We start from the raw sequence: 14,622 nt of genomic DNA, 5'->3' as shown, positions 1-14,622 counted from the left end.
GCGCTTTACGATCTTCGTACTTGAGCTGATGTCCGCTCATGCATCGCCATGCAGGAGCGAATTCCATTTATGCCGCCTTCCCACCACTATCTTTGATCGGTAGCTGGAGCTCTTCGACGTCGTTAGTGAAGTCGAGCACCAGATTGATCTGCTCCCTTGCCGGATCTTTTTCGTTGTAAACATCCACGTCATTCTTCAACTGGAAGCAATCGCCAACGATCTGTATCCGACGCTGACCAAACGATCTCACGAAATGACCGTGCGGAGCATTCACGTCATCAATGTCCGCCCATAGGGCCAAGGTCCGATTGTCTTTACCCTTCGAGTTGACCGCATGTTTTGCCCGATATCGCTTTCCACTCGGATCCGTCCGATATTCTTCGCGAAACACTTGGGAGATGTCGGCCGCGATAGCGTCGATCACGGTTTTGATGTTCGGTTTGTGCAAGCCATTTTTATAAGCCCAGGCCGCAACATCATGGGGATCGACCAATCCATCGTTGCGCACTTCCTTTTTGTAGCGCTCAACATAGTCTTTTACTGCGTTCGAATAGGCGGACACGTTTAATCCTTAATCGAGAGGATATTGAAGGCCCCACCCATCGGTAGCGCCAGTGGATACAGCAATCGAGCGAATCTTCACTAAGTGCTTTTTAAATAAGTCGTATCTGTTCAAGCGCCGTTGAAGTTGGCCGACAACCAACCCGGGATGCACAGCAATTCGCCGAGCAAACAAAGTTACTTTTTGATCTGAAAAGAACGGAGATACGCGAGCGACGAAGTCGTCCATTTGCTTCTTCGGTACGCAGAATTCTGCTGCGGCAGCGTTCGCCACTTCCTCTTCGATTGACAATGCACCCGCCTCTCGGGAGTCCATGTCGTGATCGATGCAGAAATCACCTTTGCCATGACCTTCAAGGACGTGTTCAAGTTCATGGCGTAGTACGAACCAAAAATTGTCGATACGGTCATGCCGCAAAGACATAGCGACGACCGGCCGTTTGCTATCGAGCCAGAAGCAAGCGCCGTCGATGCGCGAACCCGGTAGCGTTTCAACGAAGACAAGACGCACTCCACATTCCGCCAATATTCGTGGAACGTGGCGAATCTCTTCCGGCGCGCTAGTCAAAGCCCGCAGTCGTTCCAGCGAAGAGCGAAGCTTCGCCGGTGTAAACGCTTCGATTAGCAACGTCCTCGCGATCTCCCTGCATCTGAATAGCCAAGCAAGTTGCTGCACAGACGCTTCGTCGTAGCTGGTTTTTTTGGCGGAGTGCACAAATTGTGGGGCTGCTTCAATTGAATCCACCGCAAAGAAGCCAAGCACGGCTTTTTCGAGCGAATCGATATCTTTCGTGGCCCGTATCCATCCGCGCTTCGCCATTTCGCGAATAGGAAACTTCCCGTGCAACTGTGCTTTTCGCGAGATCGCATCCGAGCTTGGGCGAATCCGCGATAGCTGAAATTGGCTCTCCAAATTCATCCACAGTTGCGCGCTCGTGCCGAGAGCCTCTGCGAAGATGACAGCAGTCTCGGGAGTAATGGACCGTTTGCCGTTGACAATTTCATAAACCGAGCGCGTATCCTTGCCGATGATTTCGGCAAACTCGACTTGCGACCAATTGCGCGCATCGAGTTCCTCCTTGAGGAATTCGCCGGGTGGAAACACCTCTGCTGGGACGCGAGTGTTCATATAGACATCTCCGATTCAACAGAATTGATGGAAACGACGGTGACCAAGCTATCGTCGTCCACAATTTCAAATACCAATGCAAAATTATCTATAAGCGACGCACGGCAGCGGCCCCCGCCCGCTTGGCAAGTCATGCCGAGTGACCGGGACGCAAGCAAATCGTGTCTGCTGGTGGCGCTGCGAAAAACCGCCAGTCGCTTTCTATAAGCGCGGACAACCGCCTGCGGCAGGTCGTGGTCGAACCCGGCGTCGGTCTCTAGGCGATCCAGTGCTTCATGCAAAAATTTCAGGTCCATGGCGGTGAAGTATAACGCTCAAACATAAATATGCAAATATGTACCTGACACATATTTGCATATTTTAATAGCGACCCGTTTCGCCTGGCACATGGTGTTCTGAGAGCGTGCGAAAGTGAGGCCGTTGGTTCGCTGTTGATATGCGGCGGATCGCAACGGCGAGCACATGGGGCCGCGTGAGCGCGGATCGGAGGCCAAGGTTCGCCAAGCTGTTCGATCGGGTCGAAGAAGGCGGCGTGCTTACACGCGTTGGGTTGAAAGTTAAGAGTTCAGTTAAGAGTTCGCAGGTCGCTAACGACTGAGCTTGCGTTTACCGCCATCCGGCTATCGCGACGCGGCACTCCAACGGACGAGGCATAATCGCTTCGCTATCTTCTGGAACGCAATCGCGCAGTAGCACGCACAGAGAGGAATTAACGCGGTGTACGATCAATCCTTCAGTCCGGCTACTCTCGCTCGGCTAGTTCGAAAGTCTGACTTTCGTGATTTCCCCACAATCTACGATGACAGCGTCAAGCAAGCGCGGATTCAAGCCGCGTCTAACATAGCTCATAGCGATTTCGATGGGCGCAATCCGCTGATGTCGTTCACAAAAGGGGGAAAAAACATCTATCACACGTTGAACCTACCCGACGAACTGGTTCTGCGCAAAGTGACTTTGAATCTGAGGCGCGTTACTAGGGTGCGACAGCCGGACCGGCAATCGATTATCTCCAACTTGAAACATCTTTTGGCGGAAGGAACCCCGTTCAGAGTATACCGACTGGACATAAGTGCCTTCTATGAATCGTTTATAACGGCCGACATTATAAAAAAAATAAACGACTTCAAAACGTTAAGCCCTCAAACGAAACGCCTTATCGGTAAAGTTCTCGCGTTCTTTGAGGCCGCAGGGGGAACTGGAATCCCGCGTGGCTTGGCGTTGAGCGCCGTATTGGCTGAACTTATGATGGATGCTTTCGACGAAAGCACGACCAATGCTCTCGGTGTGTATTTTTATGCACGATATGTCGATGATATTGTTGTTGTAACAAACGCAGTCGAGAACGAGCGGAGTTTCTTAAAGGCGTTGGTTAAGAACCTGCCCGAGGGCCTTGTCCTCAATGAAGGAAAGCAACACGTTAAATGTGCCAGAGAGCGCGTAACTCCGAGCGCGATCGAGAAGATTTTATTCTCATTCAGTTACCTGGGTTATGAGTTTTCAGTGAAAGAACCGTTCAAAGACAAGAGGGTGCGTGTTCAACGGCAATTTCGTGATGTAAAAGTAGATATCTCAAGCAATAAAAAAACTCGCTATAAAACGAGGATTTGCCGCGCTTTCCTAGATTTCTCGAAAACCGCTGACTTCAGTTTGCTCTATGATCGACTAAAATTTTTGACAACGAATTTCAGTATTCGAGATATCAATACAGGTAGGCGCAAGCTTGCCGGAATATTCTATAACTACCCCCATCTCTCGACCGAGGTAGGTGGCAGCCTCCATCAACTTGATAAATTTCTGCACGATGCCATACGGGGAAGCAACGGACGGTTATTCTCGCGTAGCTCGGGACTTTTAACCGTCCAGCAAAAACGCGAGCTTTTGACCTTGAGCTTTAAACGAGGGCATGAAAAACGGACGTTCGCATATTTTCATCCGACACACATTCACGCGATACAGGGGTGCTGGGCACATGAGTAAAGGGAGCAAGCCTAAAAGAATAAACAAACGAGATTACTGCCGCGTGCTCGCGACCGAAACTCTGCCCTATGAAACGCCCATCATCTTTTCGAACGAAGGACTGTATAATAACGTCCTGCGCGCTGAGCGGGCTACAGGGATTATGCGGAGTCTAATAGACGGGATAATAACCGGGGAGTCTGCGCCTAAATTTTCCCCTACCAATCCTCATTCATACAAAATACGAAAAAACGCCTTTGAATTTAGACGTCTTGCGTTAGTACACCCTACTTCTCAGTGGAGAATTAAGGCGTTCTATGAAAAATACGAAAATCTTATTCTGCACTTTTGCTCCCTTAGCCCTGCATCGATCCGCGCTCCAAACAAAGTCGCCGCAACCTTTTACACAAAAAGCTCGTGGGAGAACATTAATCAATACAAGAACGGCAGCGTTGCTGAGACTGAAACTGATCGATTTACAAAGTACAGCCCCTCCTTCTTCGCATATCGCGGACACGATCGCCTGTATAAATTTTTCGATTCACGTGATTTTCTTGAGCTAGAAAAGGCTTACGGATTCCTGTGGACTTTAGATGTCTCGAAGTGCTTTGATAGCATATACACCCACTGTATGTCTTGGGCTGTAAAGGACAAGGAGTTTACGAAAGCGCATGTTGATATAGATTCAACGTTCGGTCAGGCGTTCGATTCAGTAATGAGAAACGCGAATCACAATGAAACAAATGGAATCGTTATCGGCCCGGAAGTAAGTCGAATTTTTGCAGAAATAATATTTCAAGCCGTCGATCGACGCGCATTTTTACGTCTGAGTCAGTCCTATAAGCTTATTTTCGGAATCCATTACGAAGTTCGCAGATATGTAGATGACGTATTTATATTCGCACGGAACGAAGGCGATGCAAAAACCATCTACGAGTGCTATAGCGATACGCTTACAACGTTTAATCTGCACACAAATGCCGCCAAATCCCTTCGACTGGCACGCCCATTTTTTACAAAAAAATCACGTATCACTCGCGATGTAAGCAATAAAGCCAATGAATTTTTTGATAAATTTCTCGAAGATGTTGATGATGCATCCAGATTAATTCCAAAGAAAATTTACTATCAATGGCGACTTACGCGAAGCTTCGTTGATATCGTTAAATCGGTTTGCTCATATAACGATGTTACCTATGATGATGTATCGTCATACCTGATATCTACTTTTACCGAGCGCGTTAAGAAGCTCGCTAATATCAACCTTGCCACGTCAGACGAGGAGACCCTTTTTAACTATAGAGACAGTAGTCTGGTCTTGCTTGATGTTCTCTTTTTCCTCTATTCTGTTGCACCCTCAGTAAGCTCTTCCTATAAGCTAGCGACGTCGATCATCGTACTGATACGATTCGCCGAAAAGAATCTGGGCGTTCATAAGGAAACGGTGAAGCAGCGGATATTTGATCTCGCGAATGCATTCCTTTCTCGGGGAAACGAGGGCAGTAGGGCAGCGATTGAGGGTTTCACATGGTTAGAAGCAAGCAATGTATTGCTAGCGGTCCGTGAGCTGGGTGCTAACTATCTCCTGCCCGAAAGCACAGTAAAAAGTCTATTCGAGGGCACCGGGAAATTTTCCTATTTTGATATTGTTTGTGGTTTGTTTTACGTTCGGAAAGATCCAGCCTATCGAACATTGCGCAGAAGTTTGGTTAAAGCGGCTGATGCGAGACTTAGGAATTTAACGGATATATTTGTCAATTCCGAGAAGGCACATTTATTCCTCGATATGATAACTTGCCCTTACATCTATCACACCCAAAGGCGTCGCTGGATTGAGGGCTTTTACGCTCAGATGAAACTCGACGCGCCAACGGCCGACGAATTAGCAGATTTTATTGCGCGGGCCGCGACACAGTATTGGTTTGTTAACTGGACGGAAGTGGATCTGCTCAATTCACTTGAAAAGAAAGAATTGAAGCGTGCTTACTAACCCTGTAGACTCAGCGCCGAAGGGCGGCCAGCTCCTCCACAGAAGCCGCTCGTTCAGGGCAACTGTACTTCTATACCGGGTACATATAGCCGCTCCAATACGGAAGCGCTAAGCAGACCGGTATATGAGCGGTGAAAACCGCACACACTCAGCGGGCTCGGCCACCCTTCACCTTCCTCTTAGAGCGCACTCGCTGCGTGGCCGCCAAGTTTCCTAACGGCAACGCTACCAAAACAGGCTTCGAAGACCTGCGATCGATTTCGCGGTTACAGCGGGTGCTCGTCAGTACTCTCGACAGCTAAGCTCAACAATTAGGGTGCGGCGGCACGCATCTTGGCGGCGAGAGGCGGCGCAGAATAATCTTTGCGCGCGGAAGTTCCAGAGCTGGGATCTGACGAAGCGTCAGAACTAACTATCTATGCACGCGAACGCCACCCGGGAGGAATCGAACGGTGTGGTCGATTCTTTGTCTTCAAATGTGTCTCCAAGAAATGGTTGTTTTGAAGACACACTTGGAGACAGGGGAATCCTTATGCAGCAAGGCTTTCAGCCAACTAATGCATTCTGTCTCCATGTCTCCAGAGGTTTTTGTCTTCGGCGGCTCGCGAACTGCCACATGGATGGTAGTTAAAGCGTTAAACCGAGCATGTAATGAGAGACTGGAAGGTGGGTATTTTTTCGGTTACTTTCTGGGTGGACCGGCCTTAAAGCCTTAGTACATAAGGAGTAAGGCGGAGATTTGGGCGGAGTCGAGGGATTCGAAGCCCGCAAACCCTTGCCTGACGAAATGCCTTGAGTTTCCGGGTACTTCATCGGGTACTTTTTCTAAAAATATCGCTGTAAACCCTTTAAATACGGCAGTGTTGGCGGACACCGCTTCCGCCAGTTCACCATATTCAGCAAGGGTTCCAGAGCCAACAAACTCAATAAGTATAGGGCTCTGCGAGGATTACCGCTCCAAGCGAATCCAAACCACTCCAAACCAATCAAGCTCAGAACCGTGGTAGAAAATCGTGGTAACTTGAAGTTCCACTACGGGACTTACCACGATGGCAACCAACCTACTTTCCGCAACTGAAGTAAAGAAAGCCACCAGCGACGGCAAGGCCCTGCGCAAGCTGCACGATGGCGAGGGGCTATACCTTTGGGTGTACCTTGACGGGCGCAAATACTAGCGCATGCGCTACTGGAGCGACGGCAAGGAAAAGGGCCTATCTCTCGGGGTATATCCCCAAGTGAGTTTAGCGGATGGTGCCCCTGTCGGGTCAGGCCGTCGCCATCCTCGAACAACTCAAGGCGATTAGAGATGAAACCTATCTTTCTGGACCTTATCCACCGTAGCTAACCCGCGTTGCAGTCGGAAGATGGCCCCACGCTACATCTAACAGGACCGATACCGATATATGAAGAGAGCGCTCGTCGTCCTCTCCGCCATCCTCCTGGCAGCATGCGCCTCACCCGCTGTGTTCAAAGATCCGAAAACAGGTCAGGTCGCTCAATGCAACGCCTCGACACCGGGCGTCTTTCCGATCATCGCGCAGCACGAAATCGACACGTGCTCCGACGCATACACTCGCATGGGCTGGGTGAAGCAGTGAACCGCAAAAACATCTTCGAACGAACGCGATTACTTGCCGCTGGCCAGTCCCTATGGGTCGTTTCGATTTGCACCGTGATTTATGGGTGCGCCGCAAACTCAGGCGTGGTCTCGATGGGGCAGGACAATTTCATGGTATCGCGCCAAGCCGCAACAGGATTCAGCGGATCTGGAAATCTTAAGGCTGACGCCTTTCGCGAAGCAAACCAGTACTGTACCGATCAGATGAAGGACATGAAGGTTATTAGCGCCCACGAAGGGGAACCGCCCTTCTTGCTTGGCAACTCCCCGAAAGCCGAGGTGCAGTTCAAGTGTGTTCAGCGCAATTGACCACGTGGTGACGGTAGAAATCTACCGGGGTGGCGAGCCCAAAGGGGGGTGGCTGAAACGGTCAACCCTTCGATCCTTTTTTGATGCGAGGACTGTCAAGGTCCTCAACCACGGGCACCGTCCAACGCCTACATTCTTCATAACCCGCTGCCGGCACCTCGTCTTCCTGTATCCGACGGTCGAGTTCGGACGAGGCAAATTTACTCTTATTGACCAGGCTCGTAGCGAACTGTACCCTCACTGCAAGGCGGCGCTAGGGGCGCCGCCTTGCAGTAGTGAGCATTTTTTGGGCAAAGTTCGGAGCAGCAGTCACGAATCTTGTAATCGCACGTGTTGACCCAAACTGGGAGACCTACACCACATATGGGGGTTTTAGTCAAACCTAAACATGTGCGTATAATTGCCGTTAAAGGTAGCAAGTGCAGTGAGAAGTAACACGCAATGGAGTGCGATCATGACCCAACAAAAGCGGATCACCGAGTTGTACGGCGTCCAGCTTAGGGCGCGCGAGATCATTCATCCGAAGTCGTCGGTGAGTGTGGCAACGCCTGCCCAAAAATCTGAGGTTTTACGTGCTGCTCGGAAGGTTATTTCCGAGCACCGGGATGTGCTTACTGCGCTCAAAAATCGCTAAATGCTGGACCTGGACTACGTGATCACAATCCATGACGAAATTCTCGCGGATTTTGGCGGTCTTCCAGGGTTTGCCTCGGGTGGGAAGGGCGGCGTCGAAGCTGCCTTGGTCCGAGTCGACAATCATGCGCATTACAACGGCATAAATGACGTTTTCGGCATTGCAGCGATGTACACCGTCGCCATCGCGCGAGGTCACGTCTTCAATGATGCAAATAAGCGGACGGGACTAACCTGCGCGCTTACCTACCTCGAACGCGAAAACATCACAATTCCGCGCACACCGGAGTTAGAGGATGCCGTCGTTGACGTTGCCAAAGGTGCTATCGACCACGAGACTTTCGCATCCTTCTTGTACGGGATCTGGCTCACCTAACTGAGCCCGAAAGCCAAAGCCCGCCGAGCGCGGGCTTTTTCATATCAAGTGCCCTTAAACCTCAATCCATTCCACCAGTCACCAATGCCTCTAAGGTGGGTCCTTAGGTGGATTAACGCAAATAATTCCCCTGAAACCATTGTCGCACGGGCATCCTCGGGGGGACACCGCTTCCACCAATAACGGCACCCCGGCTTGCCTGCAACCTTCCACTTCAAATTCCCCGTCCAGCCTAGCAGGCCATTCATACCGTCAGTTCGTCGGGCTCTTCGTTGGCGCTTTTTGAGGACCGCGAACGCCCGTCTTCGCCCGCAACGACGCGGGTAACGCAGCACTACCTGGCAAGTCCTCCGGCGAGCGGGTCTTAAGCATCCACCGCGATAAAAAACCCACATCGTCTGCTATGCGGGTTTCATCTTGCCAAGTGCCGTCGCCCAAACCTCATCCGACGTCCGGTTCGCCCTCTGCCGGCTTCTTCTCGGGTTTATCGCTTGGGGGCCTGCTTACGGTCGTCATCGGCGCGATCCGGCATCTTGCTTGCCTAGTTATCGCTATGTTCGGCCCGCTTCGGGTTTTTCAGGTCAGTCGGATCGTTGCTCATGGTCCTCTCCTTGCGCGTCAAAATGCAGTTGAACTTGCAAAAAGTCACAGCAAGACCTGGACCAGCCGCGTATTGTTAAGCATGAGTTCAATGAATTCGCGGAGCCTCGTCGACCATGACCTCCAACCTTAAAATTTCGCGCATCGCGCTGGCCTTATCGATCGCAGCAACCATCGCCGCCTGCACGATCACCCCGCCGCCCAGCGCGCTGGAAACGCCGAAGCCGGCCGCCGCCCTAAACAGCGCGACGCTCGATCAGTACAAGGTGCGCGTCGCGCAGCAAATCTTCGATCGCAATCCGTCGCTGGTGCTCAAAGGCACGCCGCAAGCGATGCTGCGCTCACTAGTCGTGGTCGCGTTCACGGTGGACCGCAGCGGCCGCGTGATCCATTCGTCGGTGTACCGCACCAATGGCGACGATGAAGCCGAAGCCACCGCCCTCGCGTCGCTGCGGCACGCGTCGCCGTTGCCCACGCCGCCTGCACGCCTGCTCGACGGCAACGGTCAGCTCGAACTGTTCGAAGACTGGCTCTTCAACGACAACGGCCGGTTCCAGCTGCGCAGCGTCCACTCGCCACAGGCAACCACCATCGATTGAACGGAACGATTGGTGCTTTTGTCGGCATGGTTTCCTTGCTGGCCGCAGCGCACGGTCGTTATAATTTTCGACACCCCGCGCCGGCCATGCCGGCAAGGCCGTCGCCGTCGCCCACCCAGCGCCTGGCGCAACGCGCCTGACCGGTCAACGCCGCGACACACCCGCGCAGTCGGACGCCGTTCGTTTTCTACGCCGTACACCGCCTCGAGCGGCCGACGCCCGTTGCACATTGCACGTTCAATACAAAGTGTCCTGACACGCGTTTAAACGCGTCCAAAGGGCGAACCCGGAGATGCCATGTCATCAGCCTCACCATCGGGCTCATTACCCGCCTCGCCCGCAAGCGACGCGAAAATGAGCACTTCCCGCGTGATCTTTGCGAGTTTTATCGGCACGGCGATCGAGTTCTACGATTTCTATGTCTATGCCACGGCCGCCGCGCTGGTCATCGGCCCGGTCTTTTTCCCGCACAGCTCGCCCGCGGCGCAGGCGTTGTCGGCGTTTGTCACGTTTGGCATCGCGTTCATCGCGCGGCCGATCGGCTCGTTCATCTTTGGCCATTTCGGCGACCGGATCGGCCGTAAATCGACGCTCGTCGCGTCGCTGCTCGTGATGGGCGTCTCCACCACGCTGATCGGCTTCGTGCCCGGCTACGCGTCCATCGGCAGCCTCGCGCCGGTGCTGCTGTGCATCCTGCGCTTCGGCCAGGGCATCGGGCTCGGCGGTGAATGGGGAGGCGCAGCGCTGCTCGCCACCGAATACGCGCCGCAAGGCAAGCGCGGCTGGTTCGGCATGTTCCCGCAACTCGGGCCGTCGGTCGGATTCCTGGCATCGAATGGATTGTTCTTCGGCCTGGCGCTCTCTCTGACCGACGAACAGTTCCGCAGCTGGGGCTGGCGCGTGCCGTTCATCGTGAGTGCCGTGCTGGTGGCGCTCGGACTTTACGTGCGCCTGAAGATTGCGGAGACGCCGGCGTTCCGCGCGGCTCTGGAGAAAAAGGAGCGCGTGCGGGTGCCGATCGCAACGCTGCTCAGCCAATATCTCAAGCCCACGCTGCTTGGCGCGATCGCGATGATTGTCTGCTACACGCTCTTCTACATCTCCACGGTTTTCTCGCTGTCGTACGGCGTCTCGACGCTGCATTTCACGCGCGAAAAATTTCTCGGCTTGCTGTGTTTTGCGGTGCTTTTCATGGCTATCGCGACGCCGATTTCCGCGCTGGCCAGCGATAAATTCGGCCGCCGGCCGGTGCTGATCGTCGGTTGCATCGCGGCGATCCTGTCCGGCTTCACGATGGCGCCTCTGCTCGGCAGCGGCAACACCTATGCGGTCGCGCTGTTTCTCACCATCGAACTATTCCTGATGGGCGTGACCTTTGCCCCGATGGGCGCGCTGCTGCCCGAGTTGTTCCCGACCAACGTGCGTTATACCGGAGCTGGCGTGGCGTACAACATGGGCGGGATCCTGGGAGCGTCGGTGGCGCCGTACATCGCGCAATTACTGGCGAATCGCGGCGGTCTGGCGTGGGTTGGCGGGTACGTGTCGATCGCGGCGGCGATCAGTCTGATCGGCGTGCTGTGCATGCGAGAAACGCGGAACATCAAGCTTTCTTAGCGCTTACGTGCCACGCGCGCCGGTGAGGCGCACGCGTGGCACATTGTTTCCCTTCATCTATCGCGCTGGTTAGCCGCATGCGCCGGTACCGGTGGCCGTTTCGGCAGCCGCGCCCGCTGCGCTTCCTTGCGATCGCGCCAGAACGCTGCAAGCAGGATCAGGCCACCGATCGCGATGGCGTCCCCGGTCAGCCCCGCTATCCACTGGTAGTGTCCGAGCGAAACGACCCGCAAGGTGGTATCGATGACCAGCGACATGCACGCGCCCGCGATAAAACAGACCAGACCCTGCTTGCCGATGTTGACCACGCTCGGCAGGCTCTTCGCCAGCTCTCTGATCCAGCCGGCGTGCACCGCTTGCGCAAACAACCACGCGATCACGACAAAACTCACAATGCGCAGGCTCGCGAGGTTCTGCTTCATGTATCCCGGGGGCGCCTGCGTCTCGAGGAAAAGCTTCGCGAACGCGAACGTCAGGAACACGACAATCGCGCCGCGCGTCAACCAGCGGGCGGTTTTCGAATTGTGGAATTCGGCGCTGATCGGCTGCACGCGCGCCAGCATGCCGAGCGCGAACATCAATTGCCACGCGAACGGGTTGAACGACCACCCTTCCGCATAAGCCGACGGCAACCATTGCGCGAGCTGCGAAGCGAACAGCCATATGCCGAGACTGCCGAACAGCACGACAACCGGCTTACGTTCGGCCAACGGCACGGCGAACGGCACAGCGAGCGCGAACATGGCGTACATGGGCAATACCGCCGACAAATACGGCTGATGCCGCAAGGTCGCGATATCAAGCGTCAGGCCGATCGGCCGGGCCAGGAACGACGGCCATTCGGTCACCTGCAGCATGGGGGTATCGATACGCAGCCACATCAACAACGCCCCGCCCAGCAGCATCATGACGGCCGTGAAGAGATAAGCGCGATAGATTTCCCAACTGCGTTTCAGAAAGCGACGACACGCGGCCGCGTGGCTCCGGTTCGCTTCCAGCGTTGTATAAGCGGCCGCCGACGCATATCCACCCAGGAACACGAAAACCTCTGCGGAATCGCAGAACGCGTAACTGTGGAGTGTAAATCTGGATAAGACGCTTCCCGAAATGTGATCTACGGCAATCACCAGCAGCACGACTCCCCGAAAGAAATCCACTTCCAGAGAACGGCGATTCGGGGAATTCATAGATGCAGCTCCGTGGATAAAGCGTGCCCTGCTCGGGAAAACACCAGATCGGGTTAGTACTAGCAGCGTTTGGAAAATTCCCGTCAGATCATTCAATAATCGTGACAACAACGCCATTGCCGATTTTTGTGCAACTTGCGTACCGGTACGTCCTGTCTATACTCAACAAACAGTGAACAATCGTGAGGCGAGCGTCATGCGCATTCATCTTCAAAGTGCCGATGTCGTTGCCATAATCGCCATTGCGTTATTCACCGCGCTCATGCTGGCCGTGCGTTTCCGGACAACGAGCTGGCGCGGGATTGTGTTCCAGGCGCTGATTGCAAATGCTGGCGCCATTGCCGCCGTAGTCGCTTTCGAAGTAATAACAACCTGATCTTCAGTAAGCGCTCCACGTCACAACTAATCACAGTAGTCGATAAAACTTTCATTCTCCCTGGACTATCGTTGAAACGTTTGCGCGTCATTCAAAATGCTGAATAAAATATTACTCATTCATTACGTTCTTCTCTCCGCTCTCGCCACCCCGACGAGAGTGTTTTGGGGCGCCGGCTCAATAAGCCGCGCCCCGTTTTCTTTTTCGGGGGCGGGTTCGAGGTACGTTAATGCGCGCCTGATCAGATTAATTATTAAGCCGAATCGGTATAATCACGCCTTTGCCGACGGCCGGTCGCATGGCTCACTGCACATGATTCGCGCGCTACGCTCTCTTCCCCGATTTACGCTTCGACGTGCGCGCAGCCTCTGGCATCGCTACGGTATTTTCTGGGTAGGCGCAATTGCGGTCGGGCTGGTCGCGGTGTTGTACGCGAGGCTCATCGACTGGGGCTATAACGCGTTTCGCTCGGTTCAGCACGAGCACGTCTGGTTGCCGCTGATCCTGACGCCGGCCGTCGCCGCCTTATCTGTCTGGCTCACGCGAACGTTCTTTCGCGGCTCGGAAGGCAGCGGTATTCCACAAGTCATCGCCGTATTGCACAGTCCGCCGGGACTCGGCGCGCGACTGCTGTCGCCGGGCATTCTGATCGCCAAGATGGGCATCTCGTTTCTCGCGATCCTGGGCGGCTTCACCATCGGCCGCGAAGGTCCGACTGTCCAGGTCGGTGCAGCGCTGATGTACAACCTGCGGCGCCTGTTCCCGCGCTCGAACGCCCGTATCGAACGGCAACTCGTGCTGGCTGGCGCGGCGGCGGGGTTATCGGCGGCGTTCAACACGCCGCTTGCCGGCATCGTGTTTGCAATCGAAGAGCTCACGCGCAGTTTCGAAGCGCGCACAAGCGGCGTGCTGATCACGGGCATCATCCTCGCGGGGATCGTCGCGCTCGGGTTGAACGGCAACTACACCTATTTCGGCACGATCGAAATCGGCACGCACTTCCCCAGTCTGCTTGCCATTGCGGTGGTGCTCACGGCCGTCGTAACGGGCATCGCAGGCGGCCTGTTTTGCTGGTTGCTGCTCAATACGTCCAGGTGGATTCCGGCGCGATTGCGCGAAATGCATGCGTCGCGGCCGGTCGTGTTCGCCATGCTCTGCGGGCTGATCATCGCCGTGGTCGGGCTTGTGTCGGGCGGCACCACCTTTGGCAGCGGCTACGCCGAGGCGCGCGGCCTGCTCGAAGGACATGAGCAACTCTCGCTCTTTTATCCGCTGCTCAAGATGGTCTCGATGATCGGCTCGTATCTGCCCGGCATTCCCGGCGGGATCTTCGCGCCGTCGCTATCGATTGGTGCCGGCTTCGGCAACGTGCTGCACATGGTCTTCAGCCATATGCAGTTGTCGATGCTGATCGCGCTCGGCATGGTCGGTTATCTCGCGGCCGTCACGCAGTCGCCGATCATGTCGTTTGTGATCGTGATGGAAATGATCAACGGCCACGCGCTGGTGATTTCGCTCATGGCGACGGCGTTGATTGCGAGCCGGGTGTCGCGCTTCTTCGCGCCGCCGCTTTATGAGGCACTGGCCGAGCGCTACATGACACCGCTGCCGTTGCCTGTGCCCAGGGCATCGCCGGAAGTGCCCGAAACGCCCGCCGAGAACGAAGCGCCAGTG

At 54.5% G+C, this 14,622-nt stretch carries 14 protein-coding genes; 10 read left to right on the top strand and 4 right to left on the bottom strand.

From position 1 onward, the window contains the following. Positions 1–67: 67 nt before the first annotated feature. From EOS_RS31535 to EOS_RS31525, 3 genes are read right to left on the bottom strand one after another with little or no spacing between them, the layout of a single operon-like run. Complete coding sequence (locus tag EOS_RS31535) at positions 68–562, bottom strand: hypothetical protein (protein WP_047896128.1); 495 nt, start codon at positions 560–562, stop codon at positions 68–70. Between the two features lie 9 nt (positions 563–571). Next, the gene (locus EOS_RS31530) at positions 572–1,690 is read right to left on the bottom strand and encodes a HigA family addiction module antitoxin (protein ID WP_047896127.1); all 1,119 of its coding nucleotides are present in this window, start codon (positions 1,688–1,690) and stop codon (positions 572–574) included. Then, on the bottom strand, positions 1,687–1,986 hold the full coding sequence (locus EOS_RS31525; RefSeq protein ID WP_047896126.1) for a hypothetical protein: 300 nt from the start codon (positions 1,984–1,986) through the stop codon (positions 1,687–1,689). Before EOS_RS31525 ends, EOS_RS31530 begins: the two co-directional genes overlap by 4 nt. A gap of 421 nt (positions 1,987–2,407) precedes the next feature. Here EOS_RS31525 and drt3a point away from each other — a divergent pair, with 421 nt between their 5' ends. The 8 genes from drt3a to EOS_RS31485 all read left to right on the top strand — a co-directional run bounded on the left by drt3a (position 2,408) and on the right by EOS_RS31485 (position 11,385). Further along, positions 2,408–3,667 carry an antiviral reverse transcriptase Drt3a gene (drt3a, locus tag EOS_RS31520; protein WP_047896125.1) on the top strand — a complete coding sequence of 420 codons (1,260 nt, stop codon included), beginning with the start codon at positions 2,408–2,410 and terminating at the stop codon, positions 3,665–3,667. Between the two features lie 43 nt (positions 3,668–3,710). After that, the gene (drt3b, locus tag EOS_RS31515) at positions 3,711–5,636 is read left to right on the top strand and encodes an antiviral reverse transcriptase Drt3b (RefSeq protein ID WP_235443023.1); all 1,926 of its coding nucleotides are present in this window, start codon (positions 3,711–3,713) and stop codon (positions 5,634–5,636) included. 1,403 nt (positions 5,637–7,039) lie between these two features. Further along, the gene (locus EOS_RS31510) at positions 7,040–7,234 is read left to right on the top strand and encodes a hypothetical protein (RefSeq protein WP_047896124.1); all 195 of its coding nucleotides are present in this window, start codon (positions 7,040–7,042) and stop codon (positions 7,232–7,234) included. Further along, positions 7,231–7,563 carry a hypothetical protein gene (locus EOS_RS47790; RefSeq protein ID WP_200908725.1) on the top strand — a complete coding sequence of 111 codons (333 nt, stop codon included), beginning with the start codon at positions 7,231–7,233 and terminating at the stop codon, positions 7,561–7,563. Before EOS_RS31510 ends, EOS_RS47790 begins: the two co-directional genes overlap by 4 nt. Before the next feature lie 454 nt (positions 7,564–8,017). After that, positions 8,018–8,197 carry a hypothetical protein gene (locus EOS_RS31500; RefSeq protein ID WP_047896123.1) on the top strand — a complete coding sequence of 60 codons (180 nt, stop codon included), beginning with the start codon at positions 8,018–8,020 and terminating at the stop codon, positions 8,195–8,197. Further along, positions 8,198–8,572: a type II toxin-antitoxin system death-on-curing family toxin gene (locus tag EOS_RS31495; protein WP_047896122.1), complete on the top strand. Its 375-nt coding sequence runs from the start codon at positions 8,198–8,200 to the stop codon at positions 8,570–8,572. It begins immediately after the preceding gene. A 716-nt stretch (positions 8,573–9,288) separates the two neighbouring features. Continuing rightward, the gene (locus EOS_RS31490; RefSeq protein ID WP_047896121.1) at positions 9,289–9,771 is read left to right on the top strand and encodes an energy transducer TonB family protein; all 483 of its coding nucleotides are present in this window, start codon (positions 9,289–9,291) and stop codon (positions 9,769–9,771) included. Positions 9,772–10,068: 297 nt separating this feature from the next. After that, positions 10,069–11,385: an MFS transporter gene (locus tag EOS_RS31485; RefSeq protein ID WP_047896120.1), complete on the top strand. Its 1,317-nt coding sequence runs from the start codon at positions 10,069–10,071 to the stop codon at positions 11,383–11,385. Positions 11,386–11,438: 53 nt separating this feature from the next. On the opposite strand, the gene EOS_RS31480 is transcribed toward EOS_RS31485, so the two are convergent. Continuing rightward, positions 11,439–12,572, bottom strand: a complete 1,134-nt coding sequence (locus EOS_RS31480; RefSeq protein WP_047896119.1) for an OpgC domain-containing protein — start codon at positions 12,570–12,572, stop codon at positions 11,439–11,441. A 196-nt stretch (positions 12,573–12,768) separates the two neighbouring features. Between EOS_RS31480 and EOS_RS31475 the strand changes: the two genes are divergently transcribed. Together EOS_RS31475 and EOS_RS31470 are read left to right on the top strand one after the other, a co-directional pair. Then, a complete protein-coding gene (locus EOS_RS31475) occupies positions 12,769–12,948 on the top strand; it encodes a hypothetical protein (RefSeq protein WP_047896118.1) in 180 nt (59 codons plus the stop codon). 312 nt (positions 12,949–13,260) lie between these two features. Then, positions 13,261–14,622: chloride channel protein (locus tag EOS_RS31470; protein ID WP_047896117.1), on the top strand; the 1,362-nt coding region annotated here is incomplete at its 3' end.

Source organism: Caballeronia mineralivorans PML1(12), assembly GCF_001028175.1.
Classification (GTDB): Bacteria; Pseudomonadota; Gammaproteobacteria; order Burkholderiales; family Burkholderiaceae; genus Caballeronia; species Caballeronia mineralivorans.
The sequence above is the reverse complement of the archived record's forward strand: the minus strand, read 5'-3'. Positions and strand labels throughout refer to the sequence as shown.

Coding starts and splice junctions, on each gene's coding strand:
- EOS_RS31500 (WP_047896123.1), top strand. CDS start 8,018: ATGACCCAACAAAAGCGGATCACCGAGTTGTACGGCGTCCAGCTTAGG.
- EOS_RS31485 (WP_047896120.1), top strand. CDS start 10,069: ATGTCATCAGCCTCACCATCGGGCTCATTACCCGCCTCGCCCGCAAGC.
- EOS_RS31525 (WP_047896126.1), bottom strand. CDS start 1,986: ATGGACCTGAAATTTTTGCATGAAGCACTGGATCGCCTAGAGACCGAC.
- EOS_RS31475 (WP_047896118.1), top strand. CDS start 12,769: ATGCGCATTCATCTTCAAAGTGCCGATGTCGTTGCCATAATCGCCATT.
- EOS_RS31480 (WP_047896119.1), bottom strand. CDS start 12,572: ATGAATTCCCCGAATCGCCGTTCTCTGGAAGTGGATTTCTTTCGGGGA.
- EOS_RS31510 (WP_047896124.1), top strand. CDS start 7,040: ATGAAGAGAGCGCTCGTCGTCCTCTCCGCCATCCTCCTGGCAGCATGC.
- EOS_RS31490 (WP_047896121.1), top strand. CDS start 9,289: ATGACCTCCAACCTTAAAATTTCGCGCATCGCGCTGGCCTTATCGATC.
- EOS_RS31530 (WP_047896127.1), bottom strand. CDS start 1,690: ATGAACACTCGCGTCCCAGCAGAGGTGTTTCCACCCGGCGAATTCCTC.
- EOS_RS31495 (WP_047896122.1), top strand. CDS start 8,198: ATGCTGGACCTGGACTACGTGATCACAATCCATGACGAAATTCTCGCG.